This is a genomic window from Mycolicibacter kumamotonensis (genome assembly GCF_002086285.1).
Classification (GTDB): Bacteria; Actinomycetota; Actinomycetes; order Mycobacteriales; family Mycobacteriaceae; genus Mycobacterium; species Mycobacterium kumamotonense.
The window spans coordinates 67,914-92,432 of sequence record NZ_MVHU01000009.1 but is presented as its reverse complement, the minus strand read 5'-3'; the positions used below and the strand labels follow the sequence as shown (position 1 = coordinate 92,432).

The 24,519-nt window shown below is 67.3% G+C and carries 23 protein-coding genes, 1 tRNA gene and 1 pseudogene; 13 read left to right on the top strand and 12 right to left on the bottom strand.

What is annotated here, in order from left to right:
- Nucleotides 1-116 precede the first annotated feature (116 nt).
- Nucleotides 117-968: a DMT family transporter gene (locus tag BST28_RS08570; protein WP_207570066.1), complete on the top strand. Its 852-nt coding sequence runs from the start codon at nucleotides 117-119 to the stop codon at nucleotides 966-968.
- A gap of 4 nt (nucleotides 969-972) precedes the next feature.
- Here BST28_RS08570 and BST28_RS08565 read toward each other — a convergent pair whose 3' ends face one another.
- Nucleotides 973-2,451, bottom strand: coding sequence for an acetyl-coenzyme A carboxylase carboxyl transferase subunits beta/alpha (locus BST28_RS08565; protein WP_065286864.1), 1,479 nt, complete (start codon nucleotides 2,449-2,451; stop codon nucleotides 973-975).
- Between the two features lie 27 nt (nucleotides 2,452-2,478).
- On the opposite strand from BST28_RS08565, the gene BST28_RS08560 reads away from it, so the two are divergent.
- From BST28_RS08560 to BST28_RS08535, 6 genes are all read left to right on the top strand, one after another.
- On the top strand, nucleotides 2,479-3,210 hold the full coding sequence (locus tag BST28_RS08560; protein ID WP_083080667.1) for an enoyl-CoA hydratase: 732 nt from the start codon (nucleotides 2,479-2,481) through the stop codon (nucleotides 3,208-3,210).
- A 117-nt stretch (nucleotides 3,211-3,327) separates the two neighbouring features.
- Complete coding sequence (locus tag BST28_RS08555; RefSeq protein ID WP_083080666.1) at nucleotides 3,328-4,530, top strand: MBL fold metallo-hydrolase; 1,203 nt, start codon at nucleotides 3,328-3,330, stop codon at nucleotides 4,528-4,530.
- Nucleotides 4,515-6,944 carry a cation-translocating P-type ATPase gene (locus BST28_RS08550; RefSeq protein ID WP_207570065.1) on the top strand — a complete coding sequence of 810 codons (2,430 nt, stop codon included), beginning with the start codon at nucleotides 4,515-4,517 and terminating at the stop codon, nucleotides 6,942-6,944. The genes BST28_RS08555 and BST28_RS08550 overlap by 16 nt, the downstream gene beginning before the upstream one ends.
- 25 nt (nucleotides 6,945-6,969) lie before the next feature.
- Nucleotides 6,970-7,407, top strand: a complete 438-nt coding sequence (locus BST28_RS08545) for a type II toxin-antitoxin system Rv0910 family toxin (protein ID WP_019734661.1) — start codon at nucleotides 6,970-6,972, stop codon at nucleotides 7,405-7,407.
- A gap of 174 nt (nucleotides 7,408-7,581) precedes the next feature.
- Nucleotides 7,582-9,168, top strand: a complete 1,587-nt coding sequence (locus BST28_RS08540) for an ABC-F family ATP-binding cassette domain-containing protein (RefSeq protein WP_083080665.1) — start codon at nucleotides 7,582-7,584, stop codon at nucleotides 9,166-9,168.
- 9 nt (nucleotides 9,169-9,177) lie between these two features.
- The gene (locus tag BST28_RS08535; protein WP_083080664.1) at nucleotides 9,178-9,597 is read left to right on the top strand and encodes a hypothetical protein; all 420 of its coding nucleotides are present in this window, start codon (nucleotides 9,178-9,180) and stop codon (nucleotides 9,595-9,597) included.
- Nucleotides 9,598-9,614: 17 nt separating this feature from the next.
- Here the strand turns inward: BST28_RS08535 and BST28_RS08530 are convergent.
- A pseudogene (locus BST28_RS08530) lies at nucleotides 9,615-10,363 on the bottom strand (SDR family NAD(P)-dependent oxidoreductase).
- Nucleotides 10,364-10,476: 113 nt separating this feature from the next.
- Here BST28_RS08530 and BST28_RS08525 point away from each other — a divergent pair.
- Nucleotides 10,477-11,028, top strand: coding sequence for a TetR/AcrR family transcriptional regulator (locus BST28_RS08525; RefSeq protein ID WP_083080663.1), 552 nt, complete (start codon nucleotides 10,477-10,479; stop codon nucleotides 11,026-11,028).
- A 10-nt stretch (nucleotides 11,029-11,038) separates the two neighbouring features.
- Here BST28_RS08525 and BST28_RS08520 read toward each other — a convergent pair whose 3' ends face one another.
- The 3 genes from BST28_RS08520 to BST28_RS08510 are packed head-to-tail and all read right to left on the bottom strand — an operon-like array spanning nucleotide 11,039 to nucleotide 14,017.
- Complete coding sequence (locus BST28_RS08520) at nucleotides 11,039-11,857, bottom strand: TIGR03621 family F420-dependent LLM class oxidoreductase (protein ID WP_083080662.1); 819 nt, start codon at nucleotides 11,855-11,857, stop codon at nucleotides 11,039-11,041.
- A 10-nt stretch (nucleotides 11,858-11,867) separates the two neighbouring features.
- Nucleotides 11,868-12,938, bottom strand: coding sequence for a poly-gamma-glutamate hydrolase family protein (locus BST28_RS08515; RefSeq protein ID WP_083080661.1), 1,071 nt, complete (start codon nucleotides 12,936-12,938; stop codon nucleotides 11,868-11,870).
- A 59-nt stretch (nucleotides 12,939-12,997) separates the two neighbouring features.
- A complete protein-coding gene (locus tag BST28_RS08510) occupies nucleotides 12,998-14,017 on the bottom strand; it encodes a DUF1214 domain-containing protein (RefSeq protein ID WP_234808237.1) in 1,020 nt (339 codons plus the stop codon).
- A gap of 301 nt (nucleotides 14,018-14,318) precedes the next feature.
- Here BST28_RS08510 and BST28_RS08505 point away from each other — a divergent pair, with 301 nt between their 5' ends.
- Both BST28_RS08505 and BST28_RS08500 read left to right on the top strand, forming a co-directional pair.
- Nucleotides 14,319-16,316, top strand: coding sequence for a hypothetical protein (locus BST28_RS08505; RefSeq protein ID WP_234808231.1), 1,998 nt, complete (start codon nucleotides 14,319-14,321; stop codon nucleotides 16,314-16,316).
- Between the two features lie 183 nt (nucleotides 16,317-16,499).
- Complete coding sequence (locus BST28_RS08500) at nucleotides 16,500-18,281, top strand: alkaline phosphatase family protein (protein WP_234808230.1); 1,782 nt, start codon at nucleotides 16,500-16,502, stop codon at nucleotides 18,279-18,281.
- Between the two features lie 20 nt (nucleotides 18,282-18,301).
- Here the strand turns inward: BST28_RS08500 and BST28_RS08495 are convergent.
- From BST28_RS08495 to BST28_RS08480, 4 genes are all read right to left on the bottom strand, one after another.
- Nucleotides 18,302-18,377: transfer RNA gene (locus tag BST28_RS08495), tRNA-Arg, on the bottom strand.
- Nucleotides 18,378-18,563: 186 nt separating this feature from the next.
- Entirely contained in the window at nucleotides 18,564-18,941 is a 378-nt protein-coding gene (locus BST28_RS08490; protein WP_019737667.1) for a HepT-like ribonuclease domain-containing protein, read from the bottom strand.
- Nucleotide 18,942: 1 nt separating this feature from the next.
- A complete protein-coding gene (gene relB, locus BST28_RS08485) occupies nucleotides 18,943-19,476 on the bottom strand; it encodes a type II toxin-antitoxin system RelB family anti-toxin (RefSeq protein WP_083080660.1) in 534 nt (177 codons plus the stop codon).
- A 307-nt stretch (nucleotides 19,477-19,783) separates the two neighbouring features.
- On the bottom strand, nucleotides 19,784-20,311 hold the full coding sequence (locus BST28_RS08480; protein WP_065286873.1) for a CGNR zinc finger domain-containing protein: 528 nt from the start codon (nucleotides 20,309-20,311) through the stop codon (nucleotides 19,784-19,786).
- 80 nt (nucleotides 20,312-20,391) lie between these two features.
- Between BST28_RS08480 and BST28_RS08475 the strand changes: the two genes are divergently transcribed.
- From BST28_RS08475 to BST28_RS08465, 3 genes are read left to right on the top strand one after another with little or no spacing between them, the layout of a single operon-like run.
- A complete protein-coding gene (locus BST28_RS08475; RefSeq protein ID WP_083080659.1) occupies nucleotides 20,392-21,264 on the top strand; it encodes an alpha/beta fold hydrolase in 873 nt (290 codons plus the stop codon).
- 5 nt (nucleotides 21,265-21,269) lie between these two features.
- Nucleotides 21,270-21,968 carry a haloacid dehalogenase type II gene (locus BST28_RS08470; RefSeq protein ID WP_043337074.1) on the top strand — a complete coding sequence of 233 codons (699 nt, stop codon included), beginning with the start codon at nucleotides 21,270-21,272 and terminating at the stop codon, nucleotides 21,966-21,968.
- Between the two features lie 32 nt (nucleotides 21,969-22,000).
- Nucleotides 22,001-23,041 (top strand): zinc-binding alcohol dehydrogenase family protein, encoded by a 1,041-nt coding sequence (locus BST28_RS08465; protein ID WP_083080658.1) that lies wholly within the window; start codon nucleotides 22,001-22,003, stop codon nucleotides 23,039-23,041.
- 63 nt (nucleotides 23,042-23,104) lie between these two features.
- Here BST28_RS08465 and BST28_RS08460 read toward each other — a convergent pair whose 3' ends face one another.
- The 3 genes from BST28_RS08460 to BST28_RS08450 all read right to left on the bottom strand — a co-directional run bounded on the left by BST28_RS08460 (nucleotide 23,105) and on the right by BST28_RS08450 (nucleotide 24,509).
- Entirely contained in the window at nucleotides 23,105-23,569 is a 465-nt protein-coding gene (locus BST28_RS08460) for a type II toxin-antitoxin system VapC family toxin (RefSeq protein WP_019737661.1), read from the bottom strand.
- Complete coding sequence (locus BST28_RS08455) at nucleotides 23,559-23,828, bottom strand: type II toxin-antitoxin system Phd/YefM family antitoxin (protein WP_019737660.1); 270 nt, start codon at nucleotides 23,826-23,828, stop codon at nucleotides 23,559-23,561. Before BST28_RS08455 ends, BST28_RS08460 begins: the two co-directional genes overlap by 11 nt.
- Before the next feature lie 120 nt (nucleotides 23,829-23,948).
- Entirely contained in the window at nucleotides 23,949-24,509 is a 561-nt protein-coding gene (locus BST28_RS08450; RefSeq protein WP_019737659.1) for an ester cyclase, read from the bottom strand.
- Nucleotides 24,510-24,519 lie beyond the last annotated feature (10 nt).

Here is a 24,519-nt window from a genome sequence, read left to right as displayed (position 1 = left end):
ACATCAGCGATTCGACCGCAAAGATCCCGCAAACGCCGGTGCTGCGAGGTTCAACGCGCACTTAATCTTCTCGCCGTGATGGTCACATCGAACGCTAAGGCCTTGAGGACCGGGGCGTGATCGGGTCGCCGGCCGCCCAAGGGCTGGCGTTGGCGTCCGCTACTAGTTTCGGGATCAGCGACTTCGTCGGAGGTGTCGCGTCGCGACGGGTCGCCGCGCTGAGGGTGGTGTTGGTGTCTACCCCGGTGTCGATGGTGATGCTCGGAGTGCTTGCCCTGATCTGCGGTGGACACGTCACGACGGCGGCGGTGGTTCTGGGCGTGCTCGGTGGACTCAGCCAGCTCCTTGGTATCTGGTGGTTCTACGCGGCGATGGCGGTCGGCCCGATTTCGGTGGTTTCGCCGCTGGCGGCGGTGGTCGACGCCGGCGTGCCCGTCTGCTTCGGCCGGGTGCTGGGCGAGCGGCCCGGAATGCTCGCCAGCGTAGGTATCGCGGTGGCTTTGGCCGCCGTGGTGTTGATCAGCTGGCACGCTGGAGACGGTGGCTTCCGGCCGGGGCTGACCGGCGGAGCGATCTGGTTGACGATCGGCTCGGGCGTGGCGCTGGGTTTGAACTTTGTCTTCCTGGATCGCACTCCGCCGGACGCCGGGCTGTGGCCGTTGTTGTTCGCGCGCGGCGCCGCCACGGCACTGGTGATCGTGGTCGCGGCGGCGAGCCGAAATCTCCGGGCGCCGACGGGCAACCCGCTGCGGTTGGCCCTGGTGATCGCACTGCTCGACACCGCCGGCAACGTCACGATGCTGTTCGCGCTGCAGCTGTCGTTGCTGTCACTGGCGAGCGTGCTGATCTCGCTGTACCCGGCCGCGACCGTGGTCCTGGCGGTGACCGTACTGCGGGAGCGGGTGCGTCCCCGTCAGGTGGCCGGAATGGTGCTCGCCGCGGTGGCGGTCGCGCTGATCACCGGTTAGCCGATCAGCCCGGCAGCCCGATCCGGCGATAGCGCTGCAAGCGGGCCGCCATACGCTGCTCAGACGGCACCCAGCGCAATGCGTCGAGCTCTACGGCGATGGCTGCCGACATCCGTTTGGTGAAGTCGATCGGTTCCGCCGCGGCGTCGGGGTGCTCGGCCACGATCATGTCGACGATGCCGTGCGCCTGCAGATCCGCCGATCGGATGCCCTGCGCTGCCGACAGTTCGGGCGCGTGCTGCGTGTCGCGGAACACGATGGCACTGGCGCCTTCGGGGGGCAATGGCGCAAGCCAGCCGTGCAGCGCCGCCAGCACCCGATCCGCCGGCACCATCGCCAATGCGGGCCCGCCGCTGCCCTGGCCGAGCAAGACCGACACGGTCGGCACCTCCAGCGTGACGAGCTCGGCCAAGCAGGCCGCGATCTGTCCGGCCAGCCCGCCCTGTTCGGCCTCCACCGACAGGGCGGGACCCGGGGTGTCGATGACCAGGACCAGCGGCAGTCGCAGGCCCGCGGCCAGCGCCATGCCGCGGCGGGCGTCTCGCAGCGCAGCCGGGTCGGTGAGGCGATCCGGGCCGCGCAGCTGCCCCAGCACGACGGCCGGTTGGCCACCGAAGCGGGCCAGCGCCAGCACCATGCTGGCAGTCCGTTCGGCGCTTCCCGTGCCGGACAAGAAGACCCGCTCGGTGGCGCCGTGCCGCAGCAGCAAGCCCACGCCCGGTCGGTCGGGGCGCCGCGACGCGCACACCGAGTTCCACGCCGGAACGTCGGGAATCGGCTCGGCGGGCGGTCGGCCCGGTGCGGGACCGGGCTCGTCGAGAATCACCTTGAGCGCCCGGGCGCAGGTGCGGCGCAGCCACTTCACCGGGAGCACGCCGTCGATCACCCCGTGGGCTTGCAGATTCTCGGCGGTCTGAATGCCCGGCGGGAAGGGAGCGCCGTAGAGCTGCTCGTAGACCCGCGGCCCCAAAAAGCCCACCAGCGCCCCGGGCTCGGCCAGCGTGATGTGGCCCAGCGAACCCCAGGAGGCGAACACCCCGCCGGTGGTGGGATGGCGCAGGTAGACCAGATAGGGCAGGTGGGCGCGCTTGTGCAGCTCGACGGCTGCGGCGATCTTGACCATCTGCAGGAAGGCGACGGTGCCCTCCTGCATCCGGGTTCCGCCCGAGCTCGGTGACGCAAGCAACGGCAGTCCCTCGGCGGTGGCGCGCTGGATCGCCGAGGTGATCCGCTCGGCGGCCGCCACCCCGATCGAACCGGCCAGGAAGTCGAAGTCGCTGGCGATCACCGCGACGCGCCGCCCGTTGATCCGGCCCTCGCCGGTGATGACCGCTTCGTCGCGGCCGGTGGCGGCCCGGGCGGCGGCCAGCTCGGCGGCGTAGGTCTCGCTGACCGGCACCGCCATCGGCTCGTCATCCCAGCCGATGAACGATCCGCTGTCCAGCACCGCGTCGCGCAGTTCGTCGGCCCCGGTCCTGCTCACAGCACGAGGCTAATAGGCTGGTGCGTCATGATCGACGTTACCCGCGACGAAGCCGTCACCACTATCGAGTTGCAGCGCCCGGAGCGGCGAAACGCACTGAACTCCCAGCTCGTCACCGAACTGCGGGCGGCGATCGTCGACGCCGCCACCCACGACGTCCGGGCGATCGTGCTGACCGGGCAGGGCACCGTGTTCTGCGCCGGCGCCGACTTGTCCGGCGACGCGTTCGCGGCCGACTATCCGGACAAGCTGATCGCACTGCACACGGCCATCGGCGATGTCCCGGTCCCGGTGATCGGTGCGATCAACGGGGCCGCGATCGGCGCCGGCCTGCAATTGGCGATGGTCTGCGACCTGCGGGTGGCGACCCCTGAGGCGTATTTCCAGTTCCCGGTGGCCAAGTATGGGCTGGCGTTGGACAACTGGAGCATCCGCCGGCTCTCCACCTTGGCCGGCTACGGGCGGGCCCGCGCGATGCTGCTGACCGCCGAGAAGCTGACCGCCGAGACGGCGCTGCAGACCGGCATGGTCAACCGGATCGGCGGCCTGGCCGACGCGCAGGCCTGGGCGCACGAGATCGCCGAGCTGGCGCCGCTGGCGCTGCAACACGCCAAGCGGGTGCTCAACGATGACGGCGCCCTGCAGGAGCAGGAGCCGATCCACAAGGAGCTGTTCGACCGGGCCTGGGCCAGCCAGGATGTCATCGAGGCCCAGATGGCGCGCATCGAGAAGCGGGCACCGAAGTTCCAGGGCGCTTAGCGCGGTGATCGCAAACGCGGCGGAGCCGGGTGCAGCGGGTCACCGCCATTGGGTGCAGCGGTGATCGCAAACGCGGCGGAGCCGGGTGCAGCGGGTCACCGCCATAGACTCGGCGGCATGCTGCGCGGAGCACTTCGGCTGGGCCGGATATTGGGGGGCGCCGCCTCCCTGGCCGCCGGTGGCTGGACGCTTCGCGCGCTGCGCGGCACGCCCGCCGCGCTGGGTGCCGCACCGCAGGCCATCGCCGCGGTGACCGCCCGCTCGCCGCACCACCACGACGGGGTCTTCCACAACCTCGAGCGCGTCGCGGCGGTCAACATGGACCGCGAACAACAGCGTCTGATGCTGCGGGAGCTGTTCGCCGACCGCGGCGCGCGACGGCGCTCGGAGCCCATCCCGTTGGTGGTCCCCGATTTCGCCAGCGCCGCCGAACCGCTGTCGATCACCTGGCTGGGTCACGCCACGGCGCTGGTCGAAGTCGACGGCTATCGCATCCTGACCGACCCGGTGTGGAGCGACCGCTGCTCGCCGTCTGACGCCGTCGGTCCAAGGCGGTTGCATCCGCCGCCGGTGGAGCTGGCGGCGCTGCCCGCGGTGGACGCGATCGTGGTGAGCCACGACCACTACGACCATCTCGACATCGACACCATCACCGGGCTCGCCCGCAGCCAGTGGGCGCCGTTCGTCGTCCCGCTCGGGGTGGGGGCGCACCTGCGGGCGTGGGGGATTCCCGCCGAACGGGTCGTCGAACTGGACTGGGGTGAGCACGCCGCGCTCGGCGAATTGACGTTGACCTGCACCCCGGCCCGGCACTTCGCCGGCCGGTTCCTGACCCGCAACCTGACGCTGTGGGCTTCGTGGGTGATCGCCGGACCCGATCACCGGGTGTACTTCGGTGGCGACTCCGGATACACCGAAAGCTTCAACCAGATCGGCGCCGAGCACGGACCGTTCGATGTGGCCCTGCTGCCGATCGGCGCCTACAACACCGCGTGGCCGGACGTCCACATGAACCCCGAAGAGGCGGTCCGGGCCCACCAGGACCTCGACGGCGGCACGCTGGTGCCCATCCACTGGTGCACGTTCCGCCTGGCGCCGCACCGGTGGAACGAGCCGGTGGAGCGGCTGCTGACCGCCGCACAGACCGCCGGCGTCGCGGTGGCCGTCCCGCCTCCCGGCGGTTCAGTGAGGTTCGACGGAGGAGAGGCGAAGCTGGAACCGCCGCAGGAAACCGGCGGTTCAGTGAGGTTCGACGGAGGAGAGGCGAAGCTGGAACCGCCGCAGGAAACCGGCGACGTCACGCCGTGGTGGCGATCTTGACCGTCACCCAGGGCGCCGCCGGTCTCACCGACGCCGAAGTCGCCCGGCGGGTTGGGCAGGGGCAGGCCAACGACATCCCGGTGCGCGCCGCACGCAGTGTGCGCGAGATCGTCCGGGCCAACGTGTTCACCCGGATCAACGCGATCCTGGGCGTGCTGCTGGTCATCGTGCTCACCACCGGATCGTTGATCAACGGGCTGTTCGGCCTGCTCATCGTCTTCAACAGCGTCATCGGCATGGTGCAGGAGATCCGGGCCAAGCAGACACTGGACAAGCTGGCCATCGTCGGCCAGGCGAAACCGTTGGTGCGCAGACAATCCGGGACGGTGTCGCTGCCGGCCCGCGAGGTGGTGCTCGATGATGTCATCGAACTCGGCCCCGGCGACCAGATCGTCGTGGACGGCGAAGTCGTCGAGGTGTCCGATCTGGAGGTCGACGAGTCCCTGCTGACCGGTGAAGCCGACCCGGTCGGCAAAACCATCGGCGATGCGGTGATGTCGGGCAGTTTCGTGATCTCGGGCAGCGGTGCCTATCGGGCCACCCGGGTGGGCCGCGAGGCCTACGCGGCAAAACTGGCCGAGGAGGCCAGCAAGTTCACCCTGGTGAAATCCGAACTGCGCAACGGCATCAACCAGATCCTGAAATTCATCACCTACCTGCTGATCCCGGCCGGTCTGCTGATCATCTACACGCAGCTGTTCACCACCGACGTGGGCTGGCGGGCCTCGGTGCTGGCGATGGTCGGGGCGCTGGTGCCGATGGTTCCCGAGGGTCTGGTGCTGATGACGTCGCTGGCCTTCGCGGTCGGGGTGGTGCGCCTCGGGCGGCGGCAGTGCCTGGTGCAGGAACTGCCCGCGATCGAGGGGCTGGCCCGCGTCGACGTCGTCTGCGCCGACAAGACCGGCACCCTGACCGAGAACGGGATGCGGGTGGCCGAGGTCGCCGAACTTCCCGGCGCCGAAGAACTTCCGGTGCACGAGGGGCTGGCCGCGCTGGCCGCCGAGGACGCCCGCCCCAATGCCAGCATCCAGGCCATCGCCGAGGCGTTCCCGACACCGCCGGGCTGGGAGCCGAGCGGGTGCGCACCGTTCAAGTCGGCCACCAAGTGGAGCGGCGTGTCGTTCTCCGAGCACGGCGACTGGGTGATCGGAGCTCCCGACGTGCTGCTCGACCCGTCCTCGGAGGCCGCCGAACAGGCCGAGCAGATCGGGGCGCGCGGGCTGCGGGTGCTGTTGCTGGGGGCCAGCGACCGGCCCGTCGACCACCCGGACGCGCCCGGGCAGGTCACCCCGGTGGCGTTGGTGGTGCTGGAGCAGAAGATACGGCCCGATGCCCGTGCCACTTTGGAATATTTTGCTGCGCAAGAAGTTTCGGTGAAGGTTATCTCCGGGGACAACGCGGTCTCGGTGGGCGCGGTGGCTGAGGAACTGGGACTGTCCGGGGCTGCGATGGACGCCCGCAAGCTGCCCACCGATCCGGAGCGGCTGGCCGGCGCGCTGGAGGAGCACACCGTCTTCGGCCGGGTGCGCCCGGATCAGAAGCGGGCCATGGTGCGCGCCCTGCAGGCACGTGACCACACGGTGGCCATGACCGGTGACGGCGTCAACGACGTGCTGGCGCTCAAGGACGCCGATATCGGTGTCGCGATGGGCGCGGGCAGCTCGGCGGCGCGCTCGGTGGCACAGATCGTGTTGCTGGACAACAAGTTCGCCACCCTGCCCTATGTGGTGGGCGAAGGTCGCCGGGTGATCGGCAACATCGAACGGGTGGCGAACCTGTTCTTGACCAAGACGGTGTATTCGGTGCTGCTCGCCCTGCTCGTCGGCCTGGTCGGGCTGGCTTCGGCGCTGTTCGGCACCAAGCCGCTGCTGTATCCGTTCCAGCCGATCCACGTCACGGTGGCCGCCTGGTTCACCATCGGCATCCCGGCGTTCATCCTGTCGCTCGCGCCGAACAACGAACGCGCACATCCCGGATTCGTTCGGCGGGTGATGAGCGGAGCACTGCCGGCCGGGCTGGTGGTGGGCATCGCAACATTCAGCTCCTACCTGCTGGCCTATCGCGGTAGCGAGGCCACCGCGGTGCAGCAGATCCAGGCGTCCACCACCGCGCTGATCACGCTGCTGACCACCGCGGGCTGGGTGCTGGCCGTGGTGGCGCGGCCCTATCAGTGGTGGCGGCTGGCGCTGGTCATCGGCTGCGGCCTGGCCTATGTGGGTATCTTCGCGATCCCGTTGGCGCGGGAGAAGTTCCTGCTGGATCCCTCCAACGTCGCGCTGACGTCGCTGGCACTGGGGGTCGGGGCCGTGGGTGCCGCCGCCATCGAGGCGATGTGGTGGGCGCGCGGCGCGATGCTCGGTGAGCGGCCCAAGTTGTGGCGGGAGCCGGCAACGACCACAATGACCCACCGATAAGGGGATATGAGGAGAAGAGAATCACATGGCCAAGCTCTCCGGATCCATTGACGTCCCACTGCCTCCCGAGGAGGCCTGGGCGCACGCCTCGGATCTGTCGCGCTACAAAGAGTGGCTGACCATCCACCGGGTGTGGCGCAGTGCGCTGCCCGAGACCTTGGAAAAGGGCACGACGCTCGAGTCGATCGTCGAGGTCAAAGGCATGCCCAACCGGATCAAGTGGACGATCGTGAACTACAAGCCCCCGACGGGGATGACCCTCAACGGCGACGGCAAGGGCGGCGTCAAGATCAAGCTGCTGGCCAAGGTCGCCCCGGCCGGCGACGGCGCCAAGGTGAGCTTCGACGTCCACCTGGGCGGGCCGGCGCTGTTCGGTCCGATCGGCATGCTGGTGGCCGCGGCGCTGAAGAGCGACATCAACGAGTCGCTGCACAAGTTCGTCAGGGTTTTCGCGCCGGCTTGATCGGTTGCACGCCACGCCTTCCCACCGCTAGGGTGGCGGGCGTCCCCGCACAGGAGGTCTGGACAGTGACAGGCATCGCCGGTCTCGCGCCGCTGTCCGCGCGCTGATCACCGACGCATCGCCCCAGTCGCGTCCCCGGTTGTCAGCGCACCCGCTGACTCTTCCGGAGACCTCATGTCCAAACCCTCTGCTGACTTCAGTTCCGTTGTCACCCTGACCGATCTCGGCTTCAGCTGGCCCGACGGCACCACCGCGCTGGCCGGCGTCAACGGTGTATTCGGCCCCGGCCGCACCGGCCTGGTCGGTGCCAACGGCGCCGGAAAATCCACCCTGCTGCGCCTGATCGCCGGGGAGCTCACCGCCACCACCGGGCGGATCGCCACAGTGGGCGAGGTGGCCTACCTGCCGCAGCTGCTCACGCTCGATGTCGGTGTGTCGATCGCCGAATTGCTCGGTGTCGCCGGGCAACTCGTCGCACTGCGCGCGATCGAACGCGGTGACGCCGACGCGGTCCACTTTGAGATCCTCGGTGACGCCTGGGACATCGAAGCCCGCGCCGACGCGGCCCTGCGCCCGATCGGCCTGAGTTCGGCCGATCTCGAGCGACGAGCCGGCGAGTTGTCCGGGGGCGAGGCGATGGCGGTGGCGTTGACCGGTCTGTGTCTGCAGCCCGCCCCGATCACCCTGCTCGACGAACCGACGAACAATCTCGATCGCGCCGCCCGGGAACGGTTGGCGCAGCTGGTCGGATCGTGGCCCGGCGCTCTCATCGTGGCCAGCCACGATACCGCGTTGCTGGAGCAGATGGACAATATCGCCGAGCTGTACGACGGGCGGCTGGCCGGCTTCGGCGGCCCCTACAGTGCGTGGCGGGCGCATCTGGACGCCGAGCAGGCGGCCGCGCGGGCGGCCGCCCGCGCCGCCGAACAGCTGGTCAAGGTTGAGAAGCGGCAGCGAGTCGAGGCCGAGACCAAACTCGCCCGACGCAGCAGGGCGACCCGGTCCTCCTACGACAACAAGCGGGCCGCAAAGATCGTCATGAACCAGAACGCTTCGAACGCACAGGTTTCGGCCGGCCGGCTGCGCACCGGTCTCGACAGGCGGGTGCGCGACGCGCAAGCCGGCTTCGACGCCGCTTCGGTCCGGGTCCGTGACGATGAGCGGATCCGCGTCACGCTGCCGGACCCGGATGTGCCGTCCAGCCGCCGGTTGGCCGAGTTGCCGGGCGGCGCTGGGCCGGTGATCGTGCAAGGGCCGGAACGGATCGCCCTGGACGGGCCCAACGGGGTCGGCAAGACCTCGCTGTTGGAGGCGCTGCTGGCCGGTGCAAGCGGACGGTTGCTGACCCATCGGGTCGGCTATCTTCCGCAGCGCCTTGATCACCTCGATGACACGGTGTCCGCGTTCGATGCCGTGTCGGCGGTGTCCGGCAGCGAGCCGCGGGCCGTGCGTGCCCAGCTGGCCCGGTTCCTGTTGGACGCCGCCGGTGTGGCCCGCCCGATCGGCACGCTGTCCGGCGGTGAGCGGTTCCGGGTCGCGCTGGCCCAGCTGCTGCTCGCCGACCCGCCGCCGCAGCTGTTGCTGCTCGACGAACCCACCAACAACCTCGATCTGGCCAGCGTGGACCAGCTGGTCGAGGCCCTGGCCGGCTACCGCGGCGCGTTCATCGTGGTCAGCCACGACGACGCCTTCCTGGCCCGGCTCGGCCTGACCCGGACGCTGAGGATGCCGCACCGCGGTGAACTCATCGAGGCGGGTTAATGTCACGGCATGACTCACTCGCGGCCCGGTTGGCTCATCGCGCTGTTCGCCGTGATCCTGTCGGTCAGTGCGTGGCTGCCGTGGCTGACGACCTCGGCCAACGGTGGAGGGCATGCCAGTGCGATCGGCGGCAGTGTCGGCAGTATCGTGCTGCCGCCGCGCTTCGGCGTCGGTCAGCTGATCGTGCTGCTGGCGGCGGTTCTGCTGGTGGCCGGTGCGATGATCGGTCGGGGACTCTTCAGTAGATTGGCATCGGTTGCGGCCCTGGTGATCTCGCTGGGTATCGCCGGGCTGGTGGTCTGGTACTACCGGCTGAATGTCGTCGCTCCGATCACGGTCGGATACGGGCTGGGCCTCGGCGCGGTCAGTGTTGCCGGGGCGCTGGGCTGTTCGCTGTGGGCGTTGGTGTCGACGCTGCGTCGGGGCTGACGCACCGCGTTAAGTCGCTAGACGGTGAAGCCGCCGTCGACGTTCCAGTTCGCCCCGGTGACGAATCCGGATTCCGGGCCCGCCAGAAAGCTCACGACGGCGGCGACGTCACCGACCTGCCCGTAGCGACCGAGGGCCGTCACCTTCTTCAGGCTCTCGGGGAAGTCACCGCCGTTGTCCGGATTCGCGTCGGTATCGATCGGGCCCGGCTGCACGTTGTTGACGGTTATGCCGCGTGGGCCGAGGTCGCGCGCCAGGCCCCGGGTGAACGACGCCACCGCTCCCTTCGTCATGCCGTAGACCGAAAGGCCCGGGCCCGGAATCTGATCGGCGTTGATGCTGCCGATATTGATGATCCGGAGCCCTCGCCCAGATGCTTCACCGCGGTGCGTACCGCCCAGTACATTCCGCCGATGTTGATCGCCACAAGACGGTCGAACTGCTCGGCCGGATACTCATCGATGGGCGCCACATGAGCGACGGCGGCATTGTTGACCAGCACATCCAAGCCGCCGAGTTCGGTGACGGCTTGCTCGACGGCGGCCGCGACCTGCGCGCGGTCGGCGGAGTCGGCCTGGATCGCAACGGCCTTTCCTCCGGTCGCGGCGACGTCGGCGGCGAGCTTCTGGGCGTCGGTGGTCGAGGCCGAATAGGTGAAGGCCACCGCGGCGCCGTCGGCCGCCAGCCGCCGCACGGTCTCCGCGCCGATGCCGCGTGAACCTCCGGTGACCAGTGCCCGCCGTCCGGTCAGGGGTGCTGTGCTCATGTGGTGGCCTCTCCCGCTAGTTACGAACCGATGTGTTACTTAGTTTGGTCAGGTCAAGGCGTGAAACGTCTGATACATTCCCGGCGTGACCGGAGTCACACGAAGGCGGCGCGATGGTGGTGGGACGGCCGCGGGAGTTCGATCCCGCCGAGGTCGAAGAGGCGGCGATGACGCTGTTCTGGGCGCACGGCTACGACAGCGTCTCGATCAGCGACGTCAGTGCCGCCGCCGGGGTCAACCGCCGTAGCATCTACGCCGAATTCGGTTCGAAGGAGAAGCTCTACCGGCGGGCCGTCCAGCGCTACCTCGCCGGTCAGGGAGGTTATGTCGTCGAGGCGCTGGCATTGCCGACCGCCCGGGGTGTCGCCGAAGCGATGGTCCACGGTGCGGCCGAGGCGACCAGTGGTGACCCGCACGGCTGCCTGACTGTCGATAACGGGCCGGGGTTGGCCCAAATACGCGAGGACACAGTGCATCAGATCGCCGAACGGTTCGACGTCGCGGTGGCCGAGGGTGAATTGTCCGGTGTCGACACCATGGTGCTCGCGCGCTGGATCGCCGCGGTGTGTCAGGGCATCGCGGTGCAGGCGCGCAGCGGAGCGAGCCGCGTGGATCTGCACGCGCTGGCCGACGCCGCATTGGCGGGGTGGCCGGGCCCGCGTTGAGTCCGGGTGGTCATCGCAGTGCGGCAATGACTTTCGCGAACGCTTCGGCGTGATTCTGCTGGACGGTGAAATAGCTCAACCCGTACCTGCGGCGGTATTCCCGCAACGTGTCGGCCATCTCGTGCGGTGACCCGGACAGCACAGCGGGCATGGCCAGCAGCTCTTGATCCGACAGGGTCGGGGCGAACTGGCGGGTCAGCGACAGGTCGGGCATCCCGGAGGCGTCGGTGGGCACCGCCGTGACGGCCAGATTCAGTTCCACGGCCTCGAACCGGTCGGCGGCCGCCGCGCGGACGAAGGAAACCCGCTCCGCCAGGGCGTCATCGGCGCCGGCCACCGGTGCGCCGGTCAGCCCGATGATGTCGGCGTGCCGGGCCGCCACCCTGAGCAGCCGATCACCGCTGCCGGCGATCAGGATCGGCACCCGCGGCTGGTGGGTGGACACGTAAGTCGTCACGTGTTCGAGGTACTCGATGCGCCGGGCGGCATTGGGGAACGGCAGCTCGGCGGCCTCGAATTCCGCTTGCACATAGCCCGCGCCCAGCCCGATCTCCAGCCGGCCGCCGGACAACAGGTCCGTGGCGGCGATATCGCGGGTCAGCAGCGCCGGCTTGTAGAAGCAGGCGTTGAGCACGTAGGTGCCCAACCGGATCGTCGTAGTGGCTGCCGCGGCCGCGACCAGCGCGGGGAAGGGTGCCGGGGCGCCGAGATGATCGGGCACGTGCAGTACGTCGAACCCGGATCCCTCCAACCGTCGTGCGGTCTCGGCCAGCGCAGCTGCAGACCGCACCGTGTGCAGACCCACCCCGAAGCGAAACTGTTTGTCCACCGACTACCTCCTAGTCCTGCAGCCGCCAGGAGCGGGCCGCGGCCGACAGCCCGCGCGTCAGCGCCGAGGTGACCGGCGACAGGCCGTCCTCCCCGGGGGGCTGGCTGCGCGGACTGATGCCCCGGACCCGCGGTGACAGTTCCAGCTGGGCCCCTCCGCCCCGGACCTGATTCACCGGATTTGCCGGGTGCAGCCCCCGCAGGCCCAGCGGGATCGCGTCCAGATCGGTGATCACCTGATAGCCCGGCAGATCCACACATCGGGCGACGTGGGCGGCCAGCCGACGGTTGCGCCCGCCCGCCAGCAGTTGCGTGCTGCGTCCGATCCGGCCGTACCCGTGCAGCGACACCACGACGTCGACGTGGTCGAGGAATTCGGCGAGCCGCGCGGACTCCGCGGCGAGGTAGCGGGCCGAGGGCAGGTGTCGCGGGTAGCCGTCGGGATGGCGCACCACATACACCGACGCATCGGCGGCTTCGGCGGCGTGTTCGGCGATCACGTCGGTCATCTGCTCCAGGCCCCCGCCGTGAATGGCCAGGAATCCGAACCGCGACCGCAATCGGCTCTCCTCGACGACGTCGGGATCGGCCAACAGCTCTGAGAGTGACTGCGGCGCCGCGTCATTAGCGGGCGGGGTACGCAGCGGCCACTGGATCGGATCCCAGCGGCGAAGAAAGTCGATCCACCCCGGGGGCAGCCCGTGCTGGACAGCGGCGCCGATGATGCGCTCCAGATAGCCGTCCCGCGGTGCACCGGGCTGCACCCGATGGTCGATGTACACCCACGCCGGCGAAACCCCGTCGAGGGTATGCACCGTCAGCCGATCACGGCGGTAGCGCACCGGAACGCCCTCGGCCCTGTCCAACGCGGCCAGGTCGCGATCGGACACCCACCACAGCACCCCGTGCACCCGTGAGCCGGGGAACGGCTCGACGGTGGCGACACCGCGCTGGTTGATCAGCCAATCGTGGTCGGCCAGCACCGCCGGGCGGGGGTCCGACGCCTCGGGGCAGCGGCGCGCCATCTGCTGTGCGCACAGGTTGGACCCGTACGCGAAGTAGGCGTGCCGCGTCGCCGGCACTTAGCCCGGCATCGGCCCGATGAACACCACAATCAGCAGAGTAACGGTGCCCGGGTGCGTCAGCGGGAGGGACGTGCCGGCGCGGACGGAGGCGGCGCGGGCGATCGGGTATCGACGCCGGCCGTCTCCTCGGGCTGAGCCGCCGGGAAAACCCACTTGCCGGACAGGATCTCCTGGTCGGGCTGGTAGAGCCGGACCAGGTAGTTCCATCCCGGCGTGATCGGCAGACAGTTGGCGACGGTGGCCGGGCCGGCCGGGCACCCGCCGAACTGCACGGTCACCGATCCGTCTTGCGTCTTCGTCGCGGTGATGTCGTTGACCGAATAGGCCTGCTGCGGATTCTCGGTGAAGTAGCCGTTCTTGTTGTAGACACTGACCGACCAGAAGGCTTTCACCGGAACGTCTTTGACGGTCAGCCGGTACACGGTATTGCCGTCGTTGCGGGCCGGGGTGACGTTGAGGTACAGCGCGTCGGACTCGGGGTTGCCGCCCCAGGCGGCGGCGGCGCCGATCAGATGCCGCACCGGGTCGGTGTCGTCCTGGGTGCCGAACATGCCCCGCGTGTCGGGGATGGTCTCGGCCAGGGTCAGCAGGGCGTCGCTGACCTTCTTCTGGCTGACCGGGTCCCACCGCGGCACTTCGAAGCTGCCGGAGTCCTCCTGGCTCACGATGATCTGATCCTGCAGGCGGCGAGCCTTCGCCAGGTCGGCCGGATCCTTGGGGTCGGCCAGGATGCGGACGGCGACCATGACGTAGCGGGTGCCGACCTGCTGTTGGTCCAGAGTGTGGTCGCCGCTGCCGTAGAACATGTCGGTGACGTACTCGTCCTGGTTGATCACCTGCGCCGACATGTACCGCTCACCGGGGTCGGGCAGCGTGATCGTCACGGGAGCGGCCTGCAGGTCGAACACGGCCGCGGAATACAAGGTGTCGCGGTTGGACCGCACCACCAGTTGGCGGTCGATCGGGGTCACATCACGCTGGTGGAAGAACCGGCCGAACCCGTTCTCGTTGACGACATTGGTGAATTCCTGGTCGGTGACGGCACGCACGAAGTTGTCCGGCGAGACCAGCACCATGCCGTTGGGGGTGCTGCGGGGCGCCTGGTTCGCCAGCGGGTCTGGATTGGACTTCGTCACCGTCAGGCCACATCCGGAAAATGCCAGCACCGCCGCCAGGCCGAACGCGGTAAGCCATCGCTTCGACATGCAGCGCAACCTACCTGTCGGCACCGGCCCATGTCGGCAAAAGGTTTCGCGGTCATGGCCGACGGTGTCCGGGGGCGGAACGGTTGCATCGGCTCCGGCCCGGACATAGGGTTCGACATGAGAATTCGCCGTGAATAAAACAAGTAGAAGTTAACAAAATCGGGGAGGGTCTGTGCCCGCTAGTGGAAGCGTCGGGGTTCAGCGTCCATCCGCTGTCGCGAGCCGGGTTTCCGCTTCGGCGCGGCGCGGGGGCGTCGCCACCGCCGCGGCAGTACTCGGCAGCGCGCTGACGCTGGCGGTGGCCACCTCGCCGGTGACCGTCGGGCCCGCGGTGGCGTTGGCGTCGACCTCTGCCTTCCAGCCGGCCGTCGATGAGCTGATTGCGGCGATGAATCAGGCGGTCGCCTACGACATGGCACTGCCGTATGCGGTGCCCGGCAGCGAAGACAACCTGATGGCGATGCTGCAGAACACCAACTACCAATTGCTCACCGCGGGCCTGTCGCGAGTCACCGAACTGTTCAACGGGGTCTTTTTTCAATCACCCGAGGTGATCGCGGGAAATGCCGCCGACCCCCGGCAGTATTTCGACTACTTCACTCCCGACATCTACTACCACGTGACCGCCGGTCTGGCGCCCGGAGCGACCTATGTGCTGCATGGAACCCTCGGCGGGGGCACCGAGCACTTCTCGATCAGCACCCAGGCCATCACCGGCGGATCGGCGCAGGCCATCGAGGACCTGGAACTCGGCCACGGCCTGGTGCTCAACCCCGACGGCACCTTCACGGTGTACATCGGTCCGGAGGCCCCGCCCGGCGCCCTGAACTTCATGGATTCCACCGACGCCACCGTCGGCGGGTCTGCGTCCCTGCTGATCCGCGACATGCTCGGCGACTGGGCCAAGGGGCCGGGCAGCGTCACGTTGCAATGTGTTTCGGACTGCCCACCGTTCTTCGCCATCCCGGAGGGCGGGTTCTTCCCCAGCGACGACGGGGCCGACCCCGTCGCGGCGGCGGTGGGAAACTCCGATGGCATCACGTCGATCGACTCGATGCTCACCACGCTGTTCAGCGCCTTCGCTCAGATCGTCGGCCCGTTCAACCAGCGCGCCATCGAAGGCGGGGCGTCGGTGGGCATGAACATCCCCGCCAACACCATGCACGACTTGGGCCCGGAGACCAGTTACGGGGCCGGCCTGGCCAGTGCGGTCGTCACCGGCGGAAATTTCGACCTGCAACCCGATGAGGCGCTGATCATCAAGGTGCCCAACGTGGATTCGGCCTATAGCGGTATCGAGCTGATGAACGTCTACGGCGGCGCGCTGCCCTACGTGATGGCGCAGACCACGCTCAACCACACCACCACCTACCACGATGCCGACGGCTACACCTATTACGTTGTCGCCGGCACGAATCCGGGCGTGGCGAATTGGCTGGACACCGGTGGCATCACCCGCGGCGAGATCTTCGCTCGGTTCGAGAACGTTACCGATCCCGACGCCGCGATCGGCCAGGGCGTCACGGCACAGGTGGTCCCGCTCGACGATGTGGCCGGCTACCTGCCGCCGGACACCCCCACCGTCAGCCCCGAGGAATACGCCGCCGACATGGCCCAGCGGGTGTTCTCCTACGGCTATGCCCTGGACGTGTCCCGGATGCACGCTCAGCCCGACTGGGTGACCCAGCACCTGCTGATGAACGGGCTGGCCGGCCTGATGGGCAACGAGAACTACGACGCGGTCTTCGGCAGCGAGCCCTTCACCCCGATCGCCCTGCGATTCACCGACGCGCTCAGCCCGAACTGGGATGCGGTGATGAACAGCTTCTTCGAGCACCCCGCCGAAAGCTTGACCGCAGTGTGGAACAACCTGCCGCTGCTGGCCAGCGACATCAACCTGCCGATCACGCTGGCGCTGGCCCAGACCGCGCTGTCGGTGGTGATGCCCCAGCTGCTGATCCCCGCCATCAACGGCGCGCTGTTCGATCCGAACACCAGCATCTTGGCCGGTCTGCTCAACGCCCGTGACGACCTGGCGACGGTGATCTTGACCGCCAACGACGCCTGGCCGACCGAACTGGGTGAGCAGGCCGCCCAGCAGTGGGCGAACATGGCGGACCTGATCGCCGATACGCCGAGTTGGGACCTGAACGACCTGTTCGGGGGCTGATCGGCGGGCCACCTGGCAGGGTGCTGTGTATTGGGTTTTTTCCGCCGTCGGGCAGCGTCTCCGCTTGGTAACTTGCCGTTTTATTGCCTTTGCCTCGGGGAAGGTTAGGCCATGACTCGTCAACGTCTCAGGGTGGAAGAGCCAACCACACGTCGAGCGACGGCCCGCCGCCGACGACGTGCTGTGGGGGCAACGGGAGCGGTCAGCGCGTTTGTGGGCCTGGGGCTGGGCCAGCTGGCTGCCAGCCCCGAGGCCCATGCCGATGAGTTCGACGTGATCATCGACGAGGTTCTCAGTTCGATTACCAGTTTCCTGGAGCAGGACTCGGTCAGCGCCGTGTTGGGTCCGCAGCTCGACACCGAGCTCATCACCTGGCTGCACAGTCTCGATCCGGTTGCCCCGGTCGCCCTTGACGCGCTGCCGATGAGTCCGAACCTGCTGGTCAACCCCGGCTTCGAAACAGCCGATCCATCCGGGTCGGGCTACAGCGGGGTGACCATACCGGGCTGGACCGAGACCGGCACCCCGACCGTGATTGCCTACGGCACACCGGTCGGCTATCCCTCCCCGGTGGGCTTTCCGCTACCGACGGTGTCGGGGTTGTTCGGCTTTCCGCAGGACGCGCCTCCGGGCGGCGGCGACAATTTCGCCGGCGGCGGGCCGGTGGCCACGTCCAGCATCAGCCAGACCGTCGACATCACCGGCGCGGCCGGAACGCCGTACGCGCTGAGCGCGGATCTCGGCGGCCAGACGTGGAACCCGTCGTACGCCACAGTGCAGGTCAACTTCCTCGATGCCAACGGCAACGTGGTGGGCACCGGCTCGCTCGATCCCGTCACGGTATGGGATCGCTGGGGTTTCACCGGTTTTGAGGAACGCGAGATCACCGGGACCGTCCCGGAGGGCGCCGTGTCCGCGACGGTGACCACCACTTTCACCGACGAAAACCAGTACCTGGGCAACTACAACGGCGCCTACGCGGACAACGAGTCGTTCACCGTCGGCGATCCCAACCTCGCCCCGGCGCCGCTGACCCCGCCGACATCCGATGTCGGCCAACTGGATCACGTGTTCGTGATCTACATGGAGAACAAGGGCAGCGACGACATCGTCGGAAGCTCCAACGCGCCGTACATCAACAGCCTGATCAACACCTATGGCTATGCGGACAACTTCTACGCGCTGAGCCATCCCAGCGATCCCAACTACTTCCGCGTCTTGGGTGGCTCGGACTTCGGCATCGACTACAACTCCCCGCTGAATTCCATCGACGCCCCGAGCCTGATGCAGGAAATGGATGAGGCGGGCATCTCGTGGGCCGGCTACGCGCAGAGCATGCCGTCGGCGGGCGACCTCGTGTCATCGGGTGACTACTCCGCCGATGAGCTGCCCTTTGCCCAATTCGGCTATGTCTACGGCAACACTCCCGACTACCTGCAGGAGCATTTGCTGCCGCTGACGCAATTGTCTGACGACCTTGCTGACCCGAGCACATTCCCGGGATTCACCTGGATCGCCGCCAATGAGGACAACAACATGGAAGGCCCGGTCGATACGCTCAGCGGCGTTCTCCAGTTCATTGCCACCCAGTTCACCGACCACCAGTACAACGTCGCGGCCGGCGATCAGTTCGTGCAGCAGCAGGTGTCCACCATCGAGAATTCGGCGACGTGGACCGACCCGAACGAGAAAGACGCGATCATCATCACGTTCGATGAGGACAACAACAACCTGTCATTGGGCTTCGGTAACGAAGGCAATCACGTCCCGATGATCGTCATCCCCAACCAGGGCGCCATAACGCTCGGCGGAATGCAGTCCGGCAACTTCACCACCGACGACTACTACAACCAGTACAGCCTGATGGCCACTATCGAAGACGCCCTGCGTACCTCGCCCGGAACGCTGGCCCCGCTCACCGACAACGACATGTACGCCACACCGATGAACGCCTTCTGGAAGTAGGGGCCGCGTCATGCAACGCGTGGTGCCCCCGGGCAGATTCGAACTGCCGACACCGGCTTTAGGAGAGCCGTGCTCTATCCCCTGAGCTACGGGGGCGCGGGACCTGTAGGGAGAGGCGTTGAGAACTCTAGTGGATCGTTGCGGCGCGATGTGCGCGGTGGTGGCGGCGCGCCGAGTTGGTCGCTGTGCGTGTCGCGGAAGGCGCCGTCGCAGCGCACGTAGGGGTCGGCGACTACGCAGTCGATCATGTCGACGCGGCCTTCATCGCCGATGCTCGGTGGGTCAGCCTGGCCCGGATTCGTCGTTTTGTGCGTTGAGTTGTGAGCGAGCGGCTTCGATCTCGTCGGCGAGGACCGTGCTCAGGTCTCGGGCATGCTGGTCCACGACCGCCCAGACGATGTCGTTATCGACGGTCCAGTAGTTGTGGGCGATGCGGTTGCGCATGCCTTTGATCAAGCGCCAGGGGATGCCGGGACGGGCTGCGATCCATTCTTCACCGAGGCGTTCGAGGTCGGCCGCGAGCCGGATGATGTTGTACTGGCACGCGCGGGCGACCGCGATATCGGAGTCGTATGCCTGACGGCCACGCGACGCAAGCTGGATCATCTCGGCCAGTGTCGCGTCGATGTAGAGCAGCTGTTCGGCGTTACGGTCGTCCATCTCAGGCCGCGACGTCCAGCCGGCGTCGGTGAAGGTTTACCCGGCGCCGTAACAGGTCATTGGACTCCAGCTCCCTGGTGGTGACGACGTCGACTGGGCATGCCAAGAGCTCGGTGAGTTCGTCTTCAAGGCCGACGTAATCGGCGAAGGAAGCGTTGGGCGTCAGCTCGATCAATAGGTCGAGGTCGGAGCCGGGGAGATCATCACCGCGCGCCACGGAACCGAAGACCCAGGCGCGCGCGACAGGGTAGCGTCCGAGTAGGCGTGCGACCCCATCGCGGTGCCGCTCCAGTAGCTGACCGGGTCGCACCGTGTTGACTAGCCGCGGTTCGAGCCGAAAACCTGCCGCGGTGAGAAGGCGCTCAAGCATCGCAACAGAAGGCTGCTGCCTATTGGACTCAACATTCGCCACGGTCGACTGCGGCACGCCAGCGGCGTGCGCCAGATCGCGCTGCGACATGTTCCGCCGCTGGCGGGCTTCACGCACGAGCGCCGCGGCGGTCTCGCTCGAGGTTGGAACTCCGGCCTTCACCATTGCTCCATGATAGTGGATTCGCTATCAAGTGTCTCGGCATTTGCCACCATCAGGGCTTATCCCGGCGTGCGTGAACGGATCATGCTTTGCGTCAGTCGCCGCCAAACGCGCGGCCGACCCGACGGGATGGTTGCTGACCGCGCGTTCCGGAATCGGTGTCCTCGCGTTCCGAGGCCAGGAAGTCAACCGATGCTGATCAGCGATGCTGAGGTTTTCGACACGTCCCCGGGGGCGCGTGACCAGCAGGGAGAGGCGTTGAGAATCTAGTGCATGGCGGCGGGGGTGGGCGCCAGGTCGTCGTCGAAGCTCAATCGCCGGTCGTGGTCTTGGTCCGCTGGTAGTGCCGACGCGCCTTCATGCGGTTGCCGCAGATGGCCATGGAGCACCACCGCGCGGTGTTGGGCTTGCTGCGATCGATCAGGAACAGCCGGCATTCGTCGTTGGCGCACGGGCGAAGTCGTTTGGGACTGGAGATCCGCAACGCGTCCCAGGCCAGTAACGCCCGCGCCGCGACCGGCGACGTTCCGCGGGTGGTCAGTGTCCAGGTGAGGCCCTCGTCGCTGAGAGTGGGGGACAGCCCGACTCCGGTGAGGAACGGCGCCAACGCCTGCGGCGTCCGGTCCCCGCGCACCACGTCTTGCAGCGCATCCCGCACGTCGATGAGTTCCTGTAGCTGCTGTTCGTTTGCCGGGCCGGCGTTGTGGGAATCCAACCAGGCTTGTGCTGTGACCGGGTCCTCGAGTTCGTCGCGGGCCACGCCGTCGATGACGGGGGTGGAGTTGAGCAAGTCCAAGAGCAGCGTTTCGTCGCCGGGTCCGGCCGCAACGATATCCATATAACCTCCAAAAATCTATTGACAGGTTACACCAGAGGTGCTTGACTCCTAACTATCAAAATCTATTTAAGGAGTTAGCCATGGTTTCCACGGTGCGACACCACTACGCCACCGTCGACGGTCGCCGGTTGTTCTACCGCGAGGCGGGCAGCGCCGATGCACCGGCGATCGTGCTGCTGCACGGTTTTCCCACGAGCTCCCACATGTTCCGGGACCTCATCACCCACCTCGGCGACGACTACCACGTGATCGCCCCCGACTATCTCGGGTTCGGCTACTCGGACATGCCGCTGGTGACCGAATTCGACTACACCTTCGACAATCTCGCGCAGCTCACCCAGCGGCTATTGGACCAGCTCGGGCTGAACCGCTACGCGATCTACGTTCAGGACTACGGCGCGCCGATCGGCTGGCGACTGGCGCTCAGCCGTCCCGACTCCATCAGCGCGATCGTCACGCAGAACGGCAACGGCTATGACGAGGGCTTCATCGAGGGGTTCTGGAAGACCGTCTGGGACTACCAGCGTGACCAGACGGCCGAGACGGAGGCGGCCATCCGCACGGCGCTGGAACCGGAGTCGGTCGCATGGCAGTACCTCACCGGTGCACCGGATGAGTCCCTGGTCAGCCCCGACGCGTGGACGCTGGACAGCTCCCTGCTGTCGCGCCCGGGAAACGACGAGATTCAGCTCGCGCTGTTTCGGGACTACGCCACCAATCCGCCGATGTATCCCGCGCTGCACGACTACCTGCGCACCAGTGGAGTCCCGGTCCTGGCCGTCTGGGGACACGGGGACCCGATCTTCGGCCCAGACGGAGCCCGGGCGTTCAGCCGCGACGCGCGCGACGCCGAAATCCATCTGCTCGACGGCGGCCACTTCCTGCTGGAGACCGCCGCCGATGAGGTCGCGCGATTGGTCAAGGACTTCCTGCACCGGATCGACGGGCTGTGACCGGCATGGCCGACATCGATCGGCCCGCGGTCCTGGTATTCGACGTCAACGAGACGCTCCTGGACATCGAAGCCTTAGAGCCCCTGTTCGCAAGGTTTTTCGGCCGTCCCGGAATGCATCGGGAATGGTTCGGCCAACTTGTCATGTATTCGATGGCCGTGTCCTTGGCGGACTGCTATACGGACTTCTTCACCCTCGGGCGGTCCGTGGTGCGGATGCTCGCCGACATACACGGTGTGCAGCTGGCCGACGAGGACGTGGCGGCCCTGACCGACGCGATGGCCGCCATACCGGCACATCCCGACGTCGCTGAAGGGCTGTCACGACTGCGCGACGACGGCTACCGGTTGGCGGCGCTGACCAACTCGCCGACCCACGCCGATCGTCCGACGGCGCTGGAAAATGCGGGCCTGGGCGACTATTTCGAGCACCTGTTCAGCGTCGACGAGCTGCGGGTCTTCAAGCCCGCAACGGAGCTGTATCAACACACGGCACGAGAAATGGGTGCGCGGCCAGAGGCTTGCATGATGGTCGCCGCACACGTGTGGGACACCATCGGCGCGCAGGCGGCCGGATTCCGCGGCGCGTTGATCGCGCGCCCCGGCAACGTGCCACTCCGAGCCGATGGCATCCACCAACCCGACGTCATCGCCGGCGATCTCGTCGATCTGGCCCGGCAACTGGCACAAATTTTCCAAAAATAGAGCACATCAACACTATTCAGAGGAGATCCACCATGGCTACGACCTCAACGATCCCGACTCAACCCGCGGTGGTGCGAGAAGCCGCCGGCGGCCCGACCATGCGGGCGATTGTGCTCAACGGCTTCGGGGGACTGGAGGCTTTGGCCTACACCGAGATCCCCAAGCCCCTGCCCAAACAGGGTGAGGTGGTGATCAGGGTCAAGGGATTCGGCATCAACCACGCGGAAATGCACATGCGTCGGGGCGAATGGGCCGAGGCCGCAGAAGTCAGCGGCATAGAGTGCGTCGGCATCGTCGATTCCTGCCCCGGAGGAGAATTCCCGGTCGGCGCCAAGGTCGCGGCCCTGATGGGCGGGCTCGGCCGCACCATCAACGGCAGCTACGCACAATTCACCCGGGTGCGCGCCGGCAATGTCGCGCTGATCGAATCAGAACTGCCGTGGGATCAGCTCGCCGCGTTGCCGGAAACCTACGCCACCGCCTGGACCTGCCTGTTCCGCAACCTCAGCCTGACCGCGGGGCAGACCATCGTGATTCGCGGGGCGACATCGTCTTTCGGCCAGGCGGCAGTGAAACTGGCCGTGGAAGCGCAAGCGCACGTCATCGCAACCACGCGTAACCGCGACCGATTCGAGCTGCTGACCTCGCTCGGCGCTGACCGTGCCGAGCTGGAGACTCCCGATCTGGGTGCCCACATCGCCGAAGCCAAACAGGTGGACGCCGTCCTCGATCTCGTGGGCAACAGCACGATTCTGGACTCCTTGAGCATGCTGCGCCGGGGCGGCACGGCGTGTCTGGCCGGCTGGCTCGGCGGACTGGACCCGATCGCGGACTTCAACCCGCTGCTGCAGATGGCCAGCGGGGTCAATCTCAGCTTTTTCGGCAGCTTCGTGTTCGGCACCCCGGGGTTCGCGTTATCGGATGTCCCGCTGCAGGACATCGCCGACAAGGTGCGCGACGGCCGCTTGCAGGCCGCCCCCTCGCATGTCTTCTCCTTCGACCAGATCCGCGAGGCGCATCGGGTCATGGAAGCAGGGGAAGCCGGCGGAAAGATGGTGGTGGTCCTCGACTGAGAACTCGCTTGGATTGCGGTACCCCAGAGCCCGGGGGGTGGGGATCAGGGCCTGCGGTTCGGATCAGCTCGTGTGACGTCCCGACACATCGGGCCGTGATACCGGAACCACAGTCAGCAATTCGTCCAGCCCCCGGAAGTCTTCGGCGTTGGTGGTGAACAAGGGAAGATCTTCGGCGACCGCAACTGCGGCGATCATCAGATCGGCGACTCGGCGGCGCGGTTTGCGCCCCGCACTGATGACCGCAGCGCACAACCGGCCGTAGATCCGTGCGGACTCCGCGGTGAAGGGGATCGGGTCGAACTCGTTCTCGGCACGCTGGAGCACGTCTAGGCGGCGGGCCCGCTCGGTGGGCTCGTCGTACTCGTCCTGCTCGTCGTTTCGGCGCACCTCGTGCGGTCCAGCCGACAGCTCCGCCAGGGTTATCGCGCTGATCGCCATCGCCTCGGGTAGCTGCTGCGGGTCGATCCACCGGCGCAGGATCATGATGTTGGTGTCGAGGAGTCCCTGTTCATGCTCAGCGGGCATACGGATCGCTTACATCCTGGTTGGCCAGGGCATCTTGGTCGGCGCGGAATGCGTCTATCGAAATGGCCGGAGCGCCGCGTGACATCGCCGCGAACTCCGTGCGGGACACGAACCGCTTACGGCCGCGTAGCGGAACCAATTCGCCGATCTGATGACCATCTCGGGTGACGGTGAACGCTTGGCCGCGCTGGACGGCATCCATGATCTCCTTCGACCGGTTCCGCAGGTCACGTTGGGTGATCTCAGGCTGAGCGGGCATGGAACAACTATACGTGGTTGTGCTACCTGGTGCTACCGCTTGCTACGCGGGCGTTGGTGTCAGCCACTCCGGTGATGGTCGGCCGTCAGCGCCTGTTCGGCGCTGCTGGAGCAGGCCATTTCATCCCGCCAGGTCGACGGCCGGGGTGTTCACCAGCACCGGGGCGGGCTCGGCGGACATCCTGAGCAGGCCGCGCACCCCGCGGATCACCAACGGCCAGTTGCGCGGATCGCGTAGGTTGAGCCCTCCGATGAGCTGCTTGAGCATCGACAACGTGTCGAAGTAGATCCGCTCGGCGACCAGGCTCTCGTTCTCGTCGAAGACGAAGTAGGCGGTCATCCGGGTGCGGTGCCGTGAGCCGGTTGCCGGAATATCGCCCAGCGGCCCCAAATGCGTGCCGAGAAGCCAGAATTCGACGATCACCGCGTCGGCGCTGTGCCGCAGCGCGATCATCTCGTGGTCCTGGTCGGGGAAGGCGACGCGGGTGTCGCGGTAGTACTCCCGGACCTCGGCGTCACCGTCGTGCACGGTCAGAGTCGGGATGATCTCGTAGTGCGGGTGCGGAAACGTGGCCAGCACGTCATCCCAGGCATGGCGGACCTCGTCGTGGAAGTGGTCGAGGACGAGCTTCTCGCGCGCCCGCAACACGTCGGCGGGCGGGATGGCATAGCGGTCGGTCATGGCATCCTCC

Bases quoted from the DNA above. Each gene is read 5' to 3' on its own strand.
- BST28_RS08560 (WP_083080667.1), top strand. From the start codon at position 2,479: ATGATCGACGTTACCCGCGACGAAGCCGTCACCACTATCGAGTTGCAG.
- BST28_RS08555 (WP_083080666.1), top strand. From the start codon at position 3,328: ATGCTGCGCGGAGCACTTCGGCTGGGCCGGATATTGGGGGGCGCCGCC.
- BST28_RS08545 (WP_019734661.1), top strand. From the start codon at position 6,970: ATGGCCAAGCTCTCCGGATCCATTGACGTCCCACTGCCTCCCGAGGAG.
- BST28_RS08540 (WP_083080665.1), top strand. From the start codon at position 7,582: ATGTCCAAACCCTCTGCTGACTTCAGTTCCGTTGTCACCCTGACCGAT.
- BST28_RS08535 (WP_083080664.1), top strand. From the start codon at position 9,178: ATGACTCACTCGCGGCCCGGTTGGCTCATCGCGCTGTTCGCCGTGATC.
- BST28_RS08525 (WP_083080663.1), top strand. From the start codon at position 10,477: ATGGTGGTGGGACGGCCGCGGGAGTTCGATCCCGCCGAGGTCGAAGAG.
- BST28_RS08510 (WP_234808237.1), bottom strand. From the start codon at position 14,017: ATGGTGCTGGTCTCGCCGGACAACTTCGTGCGTGCCGTCACCGACCAG.
- BST28_RS08490 (WP_019737667.1), bottom strand. From the start codon at position 18,941: ATGGACGACCGTAACGCCGAACAGCTGCTCTACATCGACGCGACACTG.
- relB (WP_083080660.1), bottom strand. From the start codon at position 19,476: ATGGTGAAGGCCGGAGTTCCAACCTCGAGCGAGACCGCCGCGGCGCTC.
- BST28_RS08480 (WP_065286873.1), bottom strand. From the start codon at position 20,311: ATGGATATCGTTGCGGCCGGACCCGGCGACGAAACGCTGCTCTTGGAC.
- BST28_RS08475 (WP_083080659.1), top strand. From the start codon at position 20,392: ATGGTTTCCACGGTGCGACACCACTACGCCACCGTCGACGGTCGCCGG.
- BST28_RS08470 (WP_043337074.1), top strand. From the start codon at position 21,270: ATGGCCGACATCGATCGGCCCGCGGTCCTGGTATTCGACGTCAACGAG.
- BST28_RS08465 (WP_083080658.1), top strand. From the start codon at position 22,001: ATGGCTACGACCTCAACGATCCCGACTCAACCCGCGGTGGTGCGAGAA.
- BST28_RS08460 (WP_019737661.1), bottom strand. From the start codon at position 23,569: ATGCCCGCTGAGCATGAACAGGGACTCCTCGACACCAACATCATGATC.
- BST28_RS08455 (WP_019737660.1), bottom strand. From the start codon at position 23,828: ATGCCCGCTCAGCCTGAGATCACCCAACGTGACCTGCGGAACCGGTCG.
- BST28_RS08450 (WP_019737659.1), bottom strand. From the start codon at position 24,509: ATGACCGACCGCTATGCCATCCCGCCCGCCGACGTGTTGCGGGCGCGC.